The organism is Streptomyces alfalfae (genome assembly GCF_004127445.1).
Lineage (GTDB): Bacteria > Actinomycetota > Actinomycetes > Streptomycetales > Streptomycetaceae > Streptomyces > Streptomyces alfalfae.
In genome coordinates, this window is record NZ_QEXM01000033.1 from 157,246 (window position 1) to 171,199 (window position 13,954).

Annotated in this window: 14 protein-coding genes and 1 pseudogene; 8 read left to right on the forward strand and 7 right to left on the reverse strand. The window is 73.9% G+C overall.

Annotation, left to right across the window (positions count from 1 at the left end; translation table 11 throughout):
• Nucleotides 1-4: 4 nt before the first annotated feature.
• Together DCW30_RS13850 and DCW30_RS13855 are read right to left on the reverse strand one after the other, a co-directional pair.
• Nucleotides 5-541 carry a MarR family winged helix-turn-helix transcriptional regulator gene (locus tag DCW30_RS13850; RefSeq protein ID WP_076687273.1) on the reverse strand — a complete coding sequence of 179 codons (537 nt, stop codon included), beginning with the start codon at nucleotides 539-541 and terminating at the stop codon, nucleotides 5-7.
• A complete protein-coding gene (locus tag DCW30_RS13855; RefSeq protein ID WP_103557534.1) occupies nucleotides 538-2,268 on the reverse strand; it encodes an FUSC family protein in 1,731 nt (576 codons plus the stop codon). Before DCW30_RS13855 ends, DCW30_RS13850 begins: the two co-directional genes overlap by 4 nt.
• Nucleotides 2,269-2,460: 192 nt before the next feature.
• On the opposite strand from DCW30_RS13855, the gene DCW30_RS13860 reads away from it, so the two are divergent.
• Nucleotides 2,461-3,039 carry a DUF5134 domain-containing protein gene (locus DCW30_RS13860; protein WP_076687272.1) on the forward strand — a complete coding sequence of 193 codons (579 nt, stop codon included), beginning with the start codon at nucleotides 2,461-2,463 and terminating at the stop codon, nucleotides 3,037-3,039.
• On the opposite strand, the gene DCW30_RS13865 is transcribed toward DCW30_RS13860, so the two are convergent.
• Complete coding sequence (locus DCW30_RS13865; RefSeq protein WP_062771139.1) at nucleotides 3,029-3,691, reverse strand: HAD family hydrolase; 663 nt, start codon at nucleotides 3,689-3,691, stop codon at nucleotides 3,029-3,031. The two genes, DCW30_RS13860 and DCW30_RS13865, sit on opposite strands and share 11 nt — an antisense overlap.
• A gap of 214 nt (nucleotides 3,692-3,905) precedes the next feature.
• On the opposite strand from DCW30_RS13865, the gene DCW30_RS13870 reads away from it, so the two are divergent.
• From DCW30_RS13870 to DCW30_RS13885, 4 genes and pseudogenes are all read left to right on the forward strand, one after another.
• Complete coding sequence (locus tag DCW30_RS13870) at nucleotides 3,906-4,841, forward strand: M56 family metallopeptidase (RefSeq protein ID WP_076687271.1); 936 nt, start codon at nucleotides 3,906-3,908, stop codon at nucleotides 4,839-4,841.
• Nucleotides 4,842-4,952: 111 nt separating this feature from the next.
• A complete protein-coding gene (locus DCW30_RS13875) occupies nucleotides 4,953-5,639 on the forward strand; it encodes a phosphatase PAP2 family protein (RefSeq protein ID WP_076687270.1) in 687 nt (228 codons plus the stop codon).
• A gap of 58 nt (nucleotides 5,640-5,697) precedes the next feature.
• Nucleotides 5,698-6,390, forward strand: a pseudogene (locus DCW30_RS13880) (HAD family hydrolase); the annotation flags it as partial.
• 165 nt (nucleotides 6,391-6,555) lie between these two features.
• Entirely contained in the window at nucleotides 6,556-7,221 is a 666-nt protein-coding gene (locus DCW30_RS13885; RefSeq protein WP_062771136.1) for a TetR/AcrR family transcriptional regulator, read from the forward strand.
• Here DCW30_RS13885 and DCW30_RS13890 read toward each other — a convergent pair.
• A complete protein-coding gene (locus DCW30_RS13890; protein ID WP_076687269.1) occupies nucleotides 7,209-8,714 on the reverse strand; it encodes an LVIVD repeat-containing protein in 1,506 nt (501 codons plus the stop codon). The genes DCW30_RS13885 and DCW30_RS13890 overlap by 13 nt on opposite strands.
• Nucleotides 8,715-8,891: 177 nt before the next feature.
• Here DCW30_RS13890 and DCW30_RS13895 point away from each other — a divergent pair, with 177 nt between their 5' ends.
• Together DCW30_RS13895 and DCW30_RS13900 are read left to right on the forward strand one after the other, a co-directional pair.
• Nucleotides 8,892-9,542 (forward strand): DUF305 domain-containing protein, encoded by a 651-nt coding sequence (locus DCW30_RS13895; RefSeq protein ID WP_076687268.1) that lies wholly within the window; start codon nucleotides 8,892-8,894, stop codon nucleotides 9,540-9,542.
• A gap of 107 nt (nucleotides 9,543-9,649) precedes the next feature.
• Complete coding sequence (locus DCW30_RS13900; RefSeq protein WP_076687267.1) at nucleotides 9,650-11,020, forward strand: FAD-dependent oxidoreductase; 1,371 nt, start codon at nucleotides 9,650-9,652, stop codon at nucleotides 11,018-11,020.
• Nucleotides 11,021-11,045: 25 nt separating this feature from the next.
• Here the strand turns inward: DCW30_RS13900 and DCW30_RS13905 are convergent, their stop codons facing one another.
• Complete coding sequence (locus DCW30_RS13905) at nucleotides 11,046-11,405, reverse strand: ArsR/SmtB family transcription factor (RefSeq protein ID WP_076687266.1); 360 nt, start codon at nucleotides 11,403-11,405, stop codon at nucleotides 11,046-11,048.
• Nucleotides 11,406-11,527: 122 nt separating this feature from the next.
• Here DCW30_RS13905 and DCW30_RS13910 point away from each other — a divergent pair, with 122 nt between their 5' ends.
• Nucleotides 11,528-12,607 carry an NADH:flavin oxidoreductase/NADH oxidase gene (locus DCW30_RS13910; RefSeq protein WP_076687265.1) on the forward strand — a complete coding sequence of 360 codons (1,080 nt, stop codon included), beginning with the start codon at nucleotides 11,528-11,530 and terminating at the stop codon, nucleotides 12,605-12,607.
• Nucleotides 12,608-12,626: 19 nt separating this feature from the next.
• Here DCW30_RS13910 and DCW30_RS13915 read toward each other — a convergent pair whose 3' ends face one another.
• Both DCW30_RS13915 and DCW30_RS13920 read right to left on the reverse strand, forming a co-directional pair.
• Nucleotides 12,627-13,010: a VOC family protein gene (locus DCW30_RS13915; protein ID WP_062771130.1), complete on the reverse strand. Its 384-nt coding sequence runs from the start codon at nucleotides 13,008-13,010 to the stop codon at nucleotides 12,627-12,629.
• A gap of 55 nt (nucleotides 13,011-13,065) precedes the next feature.
• Nucleotides 13,066-13,881 (reverse strand): transporter substrate-binding domain-containing protein, encoded by an 816-nt coding sequence (locus tag DCW30_RS13920; RefSeq protein WP_076687264.1) that lies wholly within the window; start codon nucleotides 13,879-13,881, stop codon nucleotides 13,066-13,068.
• Between the last annotated feature and the right edge of the window lie 73 nt (nucleotides 13,882-13,954).

Below are 13,954 nucleotides of genomic sequence, written 5' to 3' on the forward strand. Positions count from 1 at the left end.
CGGCTCAGCCCCTGCCCGGCCCGAGCCGCCCTTCGAGCCGCGCGAGCAGGCCGCCCAGAAGATCGCTCAGCCGCTCCTGGTCCCCGCCGTCGAGCACGGACAGCACGACCGTCTCGTAGGAGAGCTGCTCCGGCAGGATCGTGTCGACGAGGCCGCGCCCCGCGTCGGTGAGCCGCACGTGCGCGACCCGGCGGTCCCGCGCGTCGGCCCTGCGCTCGACGAGCGCGCGCTCCTGGAGCTGCTTGAGCCGCTTGGTGACCGCGGCCCCCGAGGAGAACGTCTCGCGGGCCAGCTCCCCGGGCGTCAGCTCGTGCCCGGTGCGGCGCAACGCGCCGAGCAGGTCGAACTCCGCCCGCGTCAGGCCCGCCCGGCGCAGCGGCGCGTCCTCGGCCTGCTGGAGGAGGGCCGCGCAGCGGTTGATGCGGCCGATCACCTCCATCGGCCCGGTGTCGATGTCGGGGCGCACCGCCTGCCACTGCCGCACCACCGCGGCCACGGTGTCGCCGCCGGCCTCCGCCGCCGGGCCGTTCTCTGCTCTCATGCTGGTGCGCCCTCCCAGGCGTCGGCGGCCCCTTCGCGGACCCGCGTGGCCGGTCCGTTCTCGCGGCTCCTTCGTACCGTCGCCGCGAGCGTACGGTGTCCGGCGCGCTCGGCGGCGACCACCCGCTGTTCGGGCAGCGCGCGCTGCCACCATTCGCCCGCCGCGGCGTCGGCCGCGGCGCGCAGTTCGACCAGGGCCGCGGTGAGCCGGCGCCGCGCGGGCTCGACCGGTCCCGAGCCGGCCGCGAGGCCCGCCTCGGCCCGCTCCGTCGCCCGCTCGGCGGCGGCGAGTGCCCGCTCGATGTGGTCGGTGGCGCGCCGGTTGGTGACGAGGATCGCGGCGGCGACGCCGAGCACGGCCCCGACGAGGGTGTCCACGACGCGGTCGAGGATCAGTTCCCCCGGCCGCTGGAACCGCGCGAACTCGGTGACGAGCAGCGCCATGGGCGTCACGCAGACGCTGCCCATCCAGTAGTTCCGGCTGATCAGCGCCTCCGCGCCGAAGGCGAGCGCGAGGCAGCTCACGATGAGTTCCGCGTGGCCGAGGTGGGCGAAGGGCGCGATGGCGGCGAAGGCGAGCACCCCGACGAGGTTGCCGACCACGCGCTGCACGCCGCGGTTCCAGGTGAGGGTGAGGTTCGCCTGGTAGAGGGAGGCGGCGGTGACCAGGGCCCAGTAGGGGCGGCCGACGCCGAGGGCGAGTGAGGCGTAGCCGGCGAGGGCGCAGCCGACCGCGGTGCGCAGCGTGATGGGCAGCAGCGGGGAACCGGGCCCGAGCCTGCGCCACAGCGGCACGGCGGGGCCCGCGAGTTCGGCCTCGACGCCGAGCAGCTCGTCCCGCTCACCGGGGCGTACGTCGGCGGGGCGCGGCACGGCGCCCGTGCCGCGCAGCTTCGCCGCCCAGGCGCGCAGCGCGCCGGGGTCCGCGGCGTCGGGCGCGGCGAGGGCCTCTTCGGCGCGGACGACGAGGCAGCCCAGGGCGCGGCGGGCCGCGGTGCGGCTGCCGGTGGCGAGCAGGGCCTGCCAGGCGGCGTGCACGGCTCCCGCGGCGGCGGAGCGGGCGCGCTCGGCGGCGGCCCCCTCGCCCCCGGCCCGCGCGGCGTCCGCGTACGCGGCGGCGGCACGCAGGGCGCGGGCGGTGGCCCGGCGCTCGGGGCCGTGCGGGCGCAGGAGCGCGGGCGCCATGCCGACGAGCCACGCCACGGCGCCCCCGGCGAGGGTGAGCGCGAGGTGCGCGGGGACCTGGCCGAGGGTGCTGGGCGCGAAGAGCGTCGCCGAGCTGATGAAGGTGAAGATCAGGTGCCCCGGCGGCCCGATGCGGGTCGCGTCGCACAGCGTCTTCTGCAGGGCGGCGAGCACCGCGCCGACGGCGACGAGGACCGCGGCGGAGCCGGTCAGCGAGGCGGTGACGAGGGCGGCGGCCACGCTCGCCGTCATTCCGGCGACGACCCAGGCCAGGGCGCGCGCCCTGGCGGCGTACGGGAGGTGGTGCGTGTACAGGGCGCAGAACGACCCGGCCATCGTGTACATCACCAGGTCGAGCCGGCCGAGGGCCAGCAGCGTGAGGTCGGGGATCGCGGTGGCGACGACGACGCTGCAGGCCGGCTTGAACCAGGTGTCGGACGGCTTGTTGGGGCGGAGCACCCCGGCGAGCGGCAGCCGCCGGACGCGGGCGGGGCGGTGGGGCGCGGCGGATGTGGGCGGGGTGGACGACGACGGACTGCTCATACCTAAAACCTTAGCAAGTGTTTTACCTGCAAAATATCGACCCTCGCGGTGGCCCTCCCGCACCCCCGAGGGCGCCCCACCCTGAGCGGGCCACACCCCCCGTGCGCTCCCGGTGCACCCCCTTGCGCCCGCATACGGCCCGGCGGACCCGGGCATCGACCCGACGACACCGTCGACAGGGGGAGGTGCGCGGTGCACGGACCGGTGCAGGCCGCCTGGCTGCTCGTGGCACTGTGCGCGGCGACCGGGGCCTACTGCCTGCTGCGGATGCGCAGCCGTATCGAGGAACAGCGCCGCACTGCGGGCGGTGAGGCGCTCATGGGCTTCGGTATGGCGGTGATGGCCGCGCCCGCGGCGGTCGTCGCCCTGCCGCGCTGGACCTGGGCCGTCAGCGCGGCGGTGTTCGCCGCCGCGACGCTGCACGGGCTGTGGCTCTCCCTGGGCCCCGCGCGCTCGGACCGCCACCACGTCCACCATCTGATCGGCGCCCTGGCCATGGTGTACATGTCGGTGGCGATGATCGCGGCGCCGGGCGGTCACGCGGGCCACGGCGGCACGGGCCTCCCGCCGCTGACCGGGGCCCTGCTGCTCTACTTCGCCGGATACGTCTTGTGGTCCGGGGCACGGCTCGCCCCCGCCAGGACGGTCGCGGCGGGGGAAGGCGCCGTCGGCGGAGCGCCGGTGCTCGGGTGGGGGGACAGACCCGAGCTGGCGCTCGCGTGCAGGCTCTCGATGGGCATGGGAATGCTGGCGATGCTGCTCACGCTCTGACCGCGGCGGCCCTCTGGGAGATCATCGCGGCGAGCACGGTGAGACTGTCGAGCTGGCAGTCCGCCGCCTCGGCGACGGCCGGGTCGTTCGCCCACAGGTGCCCCCACGGGCCCCGGCGCAGATGGGCGGTGCGGAGGCCGGCCTGCCGGGCGGGGAAGATGTCGTGGGCCGGGTGGTCCCCCACGTAGAGCGTCTCGGCGGGCCCCGCCTGGGAGACTTCGAGCACCTTCGCGAAGAACGCGGGGTCCGGCTTCGCCACGCCCCACTCCCCCGAGGTGGCGACCGCGTCGGCGGGCAGATCGAGGTCGCGCAACAGCTCGGCGGCGCGCGCGGTCCCGTTGCCCGCGATGACGACACGGATGCCGAGCTTGTGCAGGGCGCCGAGGGCGGGCCGCACGTCCGGATAGAGATCGGCCTCGCCGATGTGCTCGCCCCGGCCCGCGCCCTCGCGCGCACGCTCCGCCGACTCGACGTCCATGTCGGGACTGACGAGCTTGAGGGCGTCCTTGCCGTCCCTGCCCTGGGCGACGACGGCGCCCACGAGCACGGAGAGGGTATGGCTCGGGACCTTCAGCCAGTTCGCCCATGAGGTCCAGTAGCGGTCGTCTTTGGTGAGGGTCTCCCCCACGTCGAACACAATGGTCTCGATCATCGTCCGGACGCTACGGTGCCCCACGGCCACCGGCGCGTACGCCACTCGACGCCGCGCGACCGCGACCCGATCGGGGAATCGGCGCTACTGCTTTCGGACCTGCCGGCCCGACCCGTGCCCGGGACCGCTGTCATGGCGCCGCCCACCGTGGCGTGCGTCACTTGCCGAGGCAGGCCATACCCTCCGGTGGCCCCGCCCTCATAGGCTGGGCGGCATGATGGTCCCCGTCGCGTTGTTGCTGCTGGGCGCCCTGACCGCCGTCGTCGCACCGCGCATGCTCGCGCGGGCCGACTGGCCGGAGCGCGAACCCGTGGTCGCGCTGTGGGCCTGGCAGTGCGTCGTCGCGGCCGTCCTGCTCTGCTGCGCGCTCTCGATGATCCTGAGCGCCGCCGCCGCGTGGCAGGCCGTGCGCGGCCACGTCTTCGCCCCCGCCCCGCACGCCGTCGTCGAGGCCTACGCCCTCCAGGCCCCCGGCCCCTGGGCCGCGGCCACCGCCGTCCTGCTCGCCTGCGGCGGGGTGTGGAGCGCCGCGATGCTGACCCGTGAGATCACCCTCGCGCGGCTCCGGCGCACGGCGCGCCGCACCGAACTGCGCGACCGCGCCCCGCTGTTGCCCGGCGAGGAGCCGGGCGCGGACCGCCTCGTCGTCCTGGAGGGCGAGCGCCCCGACGCCTGGTGGCTGCCGGGCCAGGCCCCGCAGCTCGTCGTCACCACGGCCGCCCTGCGCCGGCTGAAGGGCCGTCAGCTCGATGCCGTGCTCGCCCATGAGCAGGGCCACGCGCAGGCCCGGCACGACTGGCTGCTGCACTGCTCGGGCGCGCTGGCCGCCGGGTTCCCGCAGGTGGGGGTGTTCGCGGCGTTCCGTGACGAGATGCACCGCCTCGTGGAGCTCGCCGCCGACGACGTGGCCTCGCGCCGCTTCGGCCGGCTGACCATCGCGCTCGCCCTGGTCGAGCTGAACGAGGACCGCGGGGTGTTCGGCCCCTGCCCCACCCCGCACGCCCATGTCCCGCAGCGCGTCCACCGGCTGCTCTCCGCCCGCCCGCGCCTGACCGCGGGGCGCCGGCTGCGGCTGACGGCGACCGCGGCGCTCGTCCCGGTGATCCCGGTCCTCGTGGCCTTCGGCCCGGGGCTGCGGGCCCTGGGCTAGGCCGGACCGCCCGCGGCATCACGCCCCGGCCGCCCGCGGTCGCGGCCCCCGAACCGCCCCGCGCCCTCACCGGGAGGGAATACGCCCCGCCTCGTCGGCAAGGATCACTGCATGCACCCCGCGTCGACCGACTCCCCGCCCCGCCCGCCCTGCCGCCGGGCCACGCTCGTCGCCGCGCTGTTCGGCGTCCCCGGACTCCTGCTGCTGCTCCTGGTGGAGCTGGAGTGGGGTCCGCTGACCGCCCTGGACAAGGACATCGCGCGCACGACGCACCGCTGGGCGGTGGCCGATCCCGACGCCACCCAGGCGAGCCGCATCCTCACCGACTGGGTCTGGGACCCCTGGACGATGCGCGCCCTGTGCGCGGCGGCGGTGCTCTGGCTGGTGGCGCGCGGCGCCCGGCGGCTCGCGCTCTGGGTCGCGGGCTCCTGCCTGGTGGCCTCGGTGGTGCAGCAGGCGCTGAAGGCGGCGGTCGACCGCCCGCGCCCGGTGTGGTCCGACCCGGTGGACTCCGCGCACTACGCGGCGTTCCCCTCCGGCCACGCGATGACGGCGGCCGTCGTCTGCGGCCTCCTCCTGTGGCTGCTGCGCCTGCACGGCGCGGGCCCCGCCCTGTGGCGCACGGCCCTCGCCCTGGCCGTGCTCTCCGTCGCCGGAGTGGGCCTGACCCGCGTCTGGCTCGGTGTCCACTGGCCGACGGACGTCCTCGGCGGCTGGCTGTTCGGCGCTCTCGTGGTGGTCCTCACCGTCACGACGTACGCACGCGGGACCGCGCGCCGGGACGTGGCCGGCACCTGACCGGTGGCCCGGGGGACGCTCTTGACCGCCGGCCGGCCGCTGCCCGAGCACGCGGCTCATGACGATCAAGGGCGTGCTCTTCGACTTCTCCGGGACCCTCTTCCGCGTCGAGTCCACCGAGGATTGGCTGCGCGCCGGGCTCGACGGCCTCGGACTGGCCTGGTCCGGGGCCGAGGTGACGCGGACCGCCGCGGCCCTCGAACGGGCGGGCGCGCTGCCGGGCGGGGCGTCTCCGGCCGAGGTGCCGGGCCACCTGGCCACGGCGTGGGCGGTGCGCGACCACAGCGCCGAGCGGCACAGGGCCGCGTACACGGGGCTCGCACGTGAGGTGCCGCTGCCGGACCCGCGCCTGTACGACGCGCTGTACGCCCGGCACATGCACCCGCGGGCCTGGCGTCCGTACGCCGACGCCGCCGAGGTGCTCGCCGGGCTCCGCGAGCGGGGCGTCGGCGTCGCGGTGGTCAGCAACATCGGGTGGGACCTGCGGCCCGTCTTCCGCGCCCACGGCCTCGACCGCCACATCGACGCGTACGTCCTGTCGTACGAGCACGGCATCCAGAAACCCGACCCGCGGCTCTTCGCGGTGGCCTGCGAGGCGTTGGGGGCCGACCCGCGCGAGGTGCTCATGGTCGGCGACGACCGGCGGGCCGACGGCGGGGCCGCGGACCTGGGGTGCGCGGTGCGCTTCGTCGACCATCTGCCGGCGGACGAGCGGCCCGACGCGCTGCGCGCCGTGCTCGGCCTCGTCGGCGCCGACGACGGCCGCGCGGCCGTGGAACCGCCTGTGAGCAGGCAACACTCCCCCGCGGTGTTGCCTGCCCCAGGCCGGTCCGGACCGTACGGAACCCCAACGGGCCCCGCGACCGGCATGCGCTGAGTATATTGGCTCGGAGCCAGTCAACGCAGGAGTTACAGAATGTCCCCGCGGAGCCCCTCGGTCAATGAAGAGCTCCGCAGGCGTTCGCGCGAGCGGTTGCTGCAGGCGACGGTGGAGCTGGTGGCCGAGCGGGGGTACGAGGCGACGACGCTCGGGGCCATCGCCGACCGCGCGGGCGCCGCCCGCGGCCTGGTGTCCTACTACTTCCCCGGCAAGCGCCAGCTCCTCCAGTCGGCCGTGCACCGCCTGATGCACCGCACGCTGGAAGCCGCCCTCGAACGCACGCCAGGCGCGCCCGACGGTCGGGAGCGCCTGGCCCGCGCGGTCGACGCGATCCTCGGCCTGGCGCGCGACGAGCCGCTCCTCATGCGCACGCACATGGCGGGCATCCTCCAGGCGGAGGGCTTCGTGCAGTGCGCCGAGCAGCAGCGCCTCGCGGAGCTGCTGCGCGACACCGTCGAGCGCTACGGCTCGCGCGACGTCGACCGCGACTATCCCTTGCTGCGCGCCCTGCTGATGGGCGCGGTCTTCGCCCTGCTCATCCCGGGCGCCCCGATGCCGCTCGCGACGCTGCGGGCCGAGCTCTTCCAGCGGTACGGCCTGGAGTGGGAGCTCGGCGTCCCGCCGGGCGGGCGGCCGCCCGGCGGGACACCTCCTCAGTTGTCGTTCCGTCCCCAGCGGCCCGCGGGGCCTCAGTCGAAGTAGTCGGGCTGCGTCTGGACGTTGAGCTCACCGAGCCGGACGCGTTCCGCGGCCTTGACCCGCTTGTCGTCGATCTTCAGGACGTCGAGTCCCATCGCCATGTCGTTCGAGTAGACCCGGCCGTTGTAGTAGTACGCCGACCAGGAGCCGGCGGTCGTGATCTTGTCGGTGGCGTGCGGACCGCGCTCGAAGTAGCCGATCTCCCTGGGCCTGCTGGAGTCGGTGAAGTCCCAGACGGAGACGCCGCCCTGGTACCAGGCCTGGACCATGAGGTCCTTGCCCTTGACGGGGATCAGCGAGCCGTTGTGCGCCACGCAGTTCTCCGTGGCGGCCTGGTGGCGCGGGATCTTGAAGTAGCTCCGGAAGACGAGCTTGCGCTTGTCGCCCTTGCCCTGGACGTCGTAGATGCCGTTGGCGCCGCGCTTCGGTCCGGTGGCCTCGTCACAGGTGGCGCCGGAGCCGCCGCCGAGCTCGTCGGTGAAGACGATCTTGTCCGCCTTCTGGTTGAAGGTCGCCGAGTGCCAGAACGCGAAGTTCTCGTTGTCCTGCACCTGGTCGATGATCTTCGGGTTCTCCGGGTCCTTGATGGAGAACAGCAGGCCGTCGCCCATGCAGGCGCCCGCCGCGAGGTCCTTCGATGGCAGCACCGTGATGTCGTGGCAGCCGGTGGTCTTGGAGACGCCCGGGTGGGTGGGCCCGCCCGGGTTGCCGCCGCCGTCGGGTCCCTCACCGGGGAAAAGCACGGGGAAGTTCACGACCGCGGCCTTCTGCGGGGCCTTGCGCGGCACCTTGATGACGGAGATCCCGTCGTGCGGCGGTCGGCAGTCCGGGAAGGCGGCGTTCGGTGAGTACGAGGAGACGTACACGTAGACGTCGCGCTTCTTCGGCACCAGCGTGTGCGTGTGGGAGCCGCAGGCGGTCTCGACGGCCGCGACGTACCGCGGGTTCTTCTTGTCGCTGATGTCGAAGACCTTCATGCCCTCCCAGGAGGACTTCTCCGTCGCGGGCTGGGAGGTGCTGTTGCAGGAGTTGTCGCTGCGCGAGGAGTCGGTGGACAGGAAGAGCAGGTTCCCCGAGACGGAGACGTCGTTCTGCCCGCCGGGGCAGAGCACTTGGGAGACCGTTTTCGGTGAATCCGGGTCGCTGATGTCGAAGATGCGGAAGCCGTCGTAGTTGCCGGCGAACGCGTACCTGCCCTGGAAGGCGATGTCGGTGTTCAAGCCCGGCAGGGCGTCCTTCGGGACGTTGGCGAGGTGCTCGATGTTGGCCGAGTGGACGACCTCGCCCGGCCCGGGTATCTCACCGCGCTCGACGGCCTCGCGCGCCGCTGCGGCGTCGCTCTTGGAGACGCTCCTCGGGGCCGCCGCGTCGGGGTCACCGGGATCGGGGGTCGCGCCGGCGGGCGCCACGGTGAGCAGCGTGGCGAGGAGACCGGCCGCCACGGCTCCGACTCCCAGGCGTCTGCGCCGCGTTCGAGGGCTGTTCAACAGGGTCACTGCGTCCTCCCTTGTCGCCGTTCGGAGGTGAACGGTTCACGGACACCCGCAGTATCTGCCTCATCATGCACAGATCAAAAGAGAGGAAACATACTCGTCATGGAAGTTGCCGATCACTGGTGCTCCTCACCGTGCTAGGGCAGACTCCGACTCGTCTCCTCGCCACCGGAGGTCGCCGTGCACCCCGACTGCCGTCGTACGTACGCCCTCGCCACGCTCGTGACCGCCGTTCTCGTCCTGGGGGGCTGCGACTCCGGCCCGGACGCGGACGCCGGCGGCGAGGCGTCGCCGGGGCCGTCGGTGATAGCCCCGGGCAAGCCCGGCGAGAGCGCCGCCACGCTGTCGGCAAAGGACGCGGCGGAGCGGCGGGCCGACGACGACACCCCCAACTCGGCCGACTTCGCGTACACGCAGATGATGATCGAGCACCACGGCCAGGCGTTGACGATGACCGGACTCGCCCCGGAGCGGGCCTCGTCGGCCGAGGTGAAGCGGCTGGCGTCCCGCATCGGCGCCGCCCAGAAACCGGAGATCGGCGCGATGAAGCGCTGGCTGAAGAGCCACGGCGGGCCGCGCGAGCAGCACGGGCACGACCACGCGACGATGCCGGGCATGGCCAGTGAGGCGCAGCTGAGGCAGTTGCGCGCCGCGCGGGGCGAGACGTTCGACCAGCTCTTCCTGAAGCTGATGATCACGCACCACAGCGGGGCGGTCACGATGGCGGCCGACGCGCTCTCCGAGGGCAACAACATCCAGGTCGAGGAGATGGCGAACGACGTGATCGCCCAGCAGACGAGCGAGATCGGCCGGATGCGGAAGATGGGCTGACCGCGTGCCCGCCGGACCCACGCCGCGCCGCGCACACTCCTGACAGGGCGCACCCCGGGTGCGATCCTGAAACCGTCCCGGGGTCGCCTCGCGGAGGGAGCACCGCCGTGCTGCAGGTCGCCGTCGTCGGATCGGGCCCCAGCGGGGTGTACGCCGCGCAGTCGCTCGTCCAGCAGGACCGGGTGCCGGACGTGCGGGTCGATGTGCTGGACCGGCTGCCCTGCCCGTACGGCCTGGTGCGCTACGGGGTCGCGCCCGACCACGAGAAGATCAAGTCCCTGCAGAACAACCTGCGCGCGGTCCTCGAACACGAGCGCGTCCGCTTCCTCGGCGGCGTCGAGATCGGGCCGGAGACCCTGCCCCCGGCCCGGCTCCTGGGTCTCTACCACGCGGTGGTGTACTGCGTCGGCGCGGCGGCGGACCGCAGGCTGGGGGTGCCGGGCGAGGAGCTGCCGGGCAGTCACTCCGCGACGGAGTTCGTCTCCTGGTACAGCGCGCACCCCGATGCCCTGCCGGCCGGTTTCGCCCCGGACGGCTTCATCAGGGGCGTGGAGTCGGCCCTGGTCATCGGCGTGGGGAACGTCGCGGTGGACGTCGCCCGCATCCTCGCCCGCGGCGTCGCCGAGCTGCTGCCCACCGACATGCCGGACGCGGCCCTCGGCGTCCTCGCGGGCAGCCGGGTCCGGGAGGTGCACATGGTGGGCAGGCGCGGGCCCTCGCAGGCCAGGTTCACCACCAAGGAGCTGCGGGAGCTGGGCTCGCTGCCAGAGACCGAGGTCGTCGTGGACCCGGCGGAGCTGGCGCTCGACCCCGCGTACCTCGACCCCTCGGGGCTTCCCGCGGCGAGCCGTCGCAACGTGGAGGTGCTGCGCGGCTGGGCGGAGCGACCGCCGAGCGGCCTCGCGCGCCGGATCAGGCTGCGGTTCTTCCTGCGCCCGGTCGCCCTGACCGCCGGGGTATCCGGACGGGTCGCCGGGGCGCGGTTCGAGCGCACGCTGCCGGACGGCCGGGGCGGGGTCACGGGGGCGGGGCGGTACGAGGACATCCCCGCCCAGCTGGTCCTGCGCTCGGTGGGCTATCGGGGGGTGCCGCTCGCGGGGCTGCCGTTCGACCCGGATCGGGGCACGGTGCCGCACGCGGCCGGGCGGGTGCTGCGCGAGGGGGCGCCGTCGGCGGGTGAGTACGTCGCGGGGTGGATCAAGCGCGGGCCCACCGGTGTCATCGGCGCCAACCGCCCCTGCGCCAAGGAGACGGTCGCCTCCCTGCTCGACGACGCCCCCGGGCTCCTGCGCAGGGAGCTGCCGGGCGACCCGCTCGCGGGGCTGCGGGCGGCGGGCCTGCGGCCGGTGGAGTGGCCGGGGTGGCTGGCCATCGAGCGCGCCGAGGCCGAGCTGGGGCGTTCGCTCGGCAGGGGCGTGGTGAAGATCCCGGACTGGGAGGGGCTGCGCGGCGCGGCGGCGCGGGCCACGCCGGGCTGAGGCAGGGGCCCGCGCCGGGCGCGGGTCAGCTTCCGGCGGCCGTCCGCCGCTCGGCCTGGCGGGCCGCCGCCGCGAGGACCGTGTCCAGGAGGCCGGGGAAGAGCGCGTCCAGGTCGTCGCGGCGCAGCACGCTGAGCTTGGCGGTGCCGCGGTAGATCTGCCGGATCACGCCGTTCTCGCGCAGCACCCGGAAGTGATGGGTGCTGGTGGACTTGCTGACCGGCAGCGCGAAGTAGGAGCAGGAGAGCTCCGCGCCCTCCTCGCGCGCGAGGTCCCGGACCACCCGCATGCGCATGGGGTCGGCGAAGGCGTGCAGCACGCCTTCGAGCGTGATCTCCCCGAGGCCGGGGTGGGCGAGCGTCCTGCTGCCCGCGGCGGTCGTCATAGCGGCTCCCCTTCGTCCGGATCTCCCCTGTGCATTGTACGAGAACCTTCGTAGTTTGACATCCACCGTACTACGAGGTCTATCGTACGAAGCACACACCAGCCCTGACGAAGGAGGCCGCCGTGAGCGCGCTGTTCGAGCCCTACACCCTGCGATCCCTGACCATCCCCAACCGGGTGTGGATGCCTCCGATGTGCCAGTACTCGGCGCTGCCGCAGGGACCCGAGACGGGCGCGCCCCAGGACTGGCACTTCGCGCACTACGCGGCGCGGGCCGCGGGCGGCACCGGCCTGATCATCGTCGAGGCCACCGCGGTCAGTCCCGAGGGCCGCATCAGCCCCTACGACCTCGGCATCTGGAACGAGACGCAGGTCGCCGCCTTCCGCCGGATCACCGACTTCCTCAAGGGCCAGAACACCGTTCCCGGCATCCAGATCGGGCACGCCGGACGCAAGGCCTCCACCGACCGCCCCTGGGTCGGCGGCGCCCCGGTGGGCCCCGACGCGCACGGCTGGCAGCCGGCGGGCCCGAGCCCCGTCGCCTTCGACGAGCACCACCCGGTGCCGACGGAGCTCACCGTCGCGGAGATCAAGGAGATCGTGGCGCAGTTCGCCGACGCCGCCCGCCGCTCGCTGGACGCCGGCTTCGAGGTCGCCGAACTGCACGGCGCACACGGCTACCTCATCGGCGAGTTCCTCTCCCCGCACAGCAACAAGCGCGCCGACGAGTACGGCGGCTCGTACGAGAACCGCACCCGCTTCGCGCTGGAGGTCGTCGACGCCGTACGCGCGGTGTGGCCCGAGGACAAGCCGCTGTTCTTCCGCATCTCCGCCACCGACTGGCTGGAGGAGGCGGGCTGGACCGCGGACGACACCGTCCGCTTCGCCACGGAGCTCAAGGAGCACGGCATAGACCTGCTCGACGTCTCCACCGGCGGCAACGCCGCGGGCGTGCGCATCCCCGTCGGCCCCGGCTACCAGGTGCCGTTCGCCGCGCGCGTGAAGGCCGAGACCGAGCTGGCCGTCGCCGCGGTCGGCCTGATCACCGAGGTGGAGCAGGCCGAGAAGATCCTCGCCAACGGCGAGGCCGACGCCGTGCTGCTCGGCCGCGAGCTGCTCCGCGACCCCTCGTGGGCGCGGCGCGCGGCGCGCGAGCTCGGCGCCGACGTCCACGTGCCCGACCAGTACCACCGCTCGGTCTGAGCCGGCCGGCCCCCGCGCGCTACTCCGGGATCGCCGCCAGGGTGAAGGAGTGGCCCGCGGGGTCGGAGTAGGTGCGCGAGTCCCGTGGCCCGTGGTTGTTCTTGGTGTCCACGGGCCGCGCGCCCAGGCCGATCGCCTCGCGCTCGGCCTCGTCCATGTCCTGGCGGGCGACCATGATGCGCAGGTGCGCCTGCTGCGAGTCCTCGGGGCGTGGCCAGCTCGGCGGGATGTAGTCCCGCTCGCGGTGGACGGCGAGGCAGACCCCGTTGTCGACGGCGACCTCCACGTAGTCGGGGTCCTTGCTCAGCCGCACCTCCGCACCGAGCAGTCCCGCGTAGAATTCGGCGAGCGCCTCGGGCTCCGAACAGTCAAGTACCAGCACGGTGTTCTTCTGCACGGTCATGGTGTCCGGATCCCCCCGCGGCCCCGCCCCAAACCGGGCCGTGCGCTCGGGCCGCCTACTTCATCCACTCCGCCTCGTACGTCGCGTACGTGCCGTCGTGCACGGCGAGGTGCACGAACTGGTCGACGTACTCCCTGAAGTCCGCGTCGCCGCGCGGCGTCGCGTAGGCCTTCTCCGAGAAGGTGAACGGCTTCTCCGGGTGCAGGGCGCAGAGTTCGGGGTGGATCGTCGACTGGTAGAGCGTCTCGCTCGCGTCGGTCATCATCACGTCCGCCCTGCCGGCCACGATCTCCTCGAAGATCGTGGTGTTCTCCGGGTGGAGTCTGATCGTCGCCCGCTCGATGTTCGCCCGGGTGAACTCCTCGTTCGTGCCGCCGGGGTTGACGATCACGGTCGTGCCCGGCCGGTCGATGTCGGCGAGGGTTCCCTCCCCGAACTCGTCCTTGTCCGCACACCGCACGATCGGCGTCTTGCCGTCCTCACGCGTGGGCTCGCTGAAGGAGACCTGCCGGGCGCGCGGCAGGGTGATCGACACCCCGCCGACGCCGATGTCGCAGCGGCGCGCGGCGACGTCCCCGGTGAGTCTCGCCCATGTCGTGGCGGTGAACTCCGGCTTGGCGTCGAGGCTTCTGGCCAGGTCGCGCGCCATGGAGACGTCGACGCCGCGATACGTGCCGTCCTTCGGGTCCCGCTGGGTGAAGGGGGCGTAGTCACCGGTCGTGCAGACCTTGAGGACGCCCTTCTTCGGCACGGTGTCCAGGAGGCTGCCGTGCGGGCGGTCGGGTCGCCGCCCCGCGTCGGGCGAGGCGGGCGCGGCGGCCGTGACGGCCAGCAGGCAGACCAGGACGGACAGGGTGGCGGCACGCTTCACGGGGACTCCTCGGCGCTCGGGCGGCTCGGAGGGATCACCTTCGCAGACGCCTTCACGCGGGTGAACCCCCATC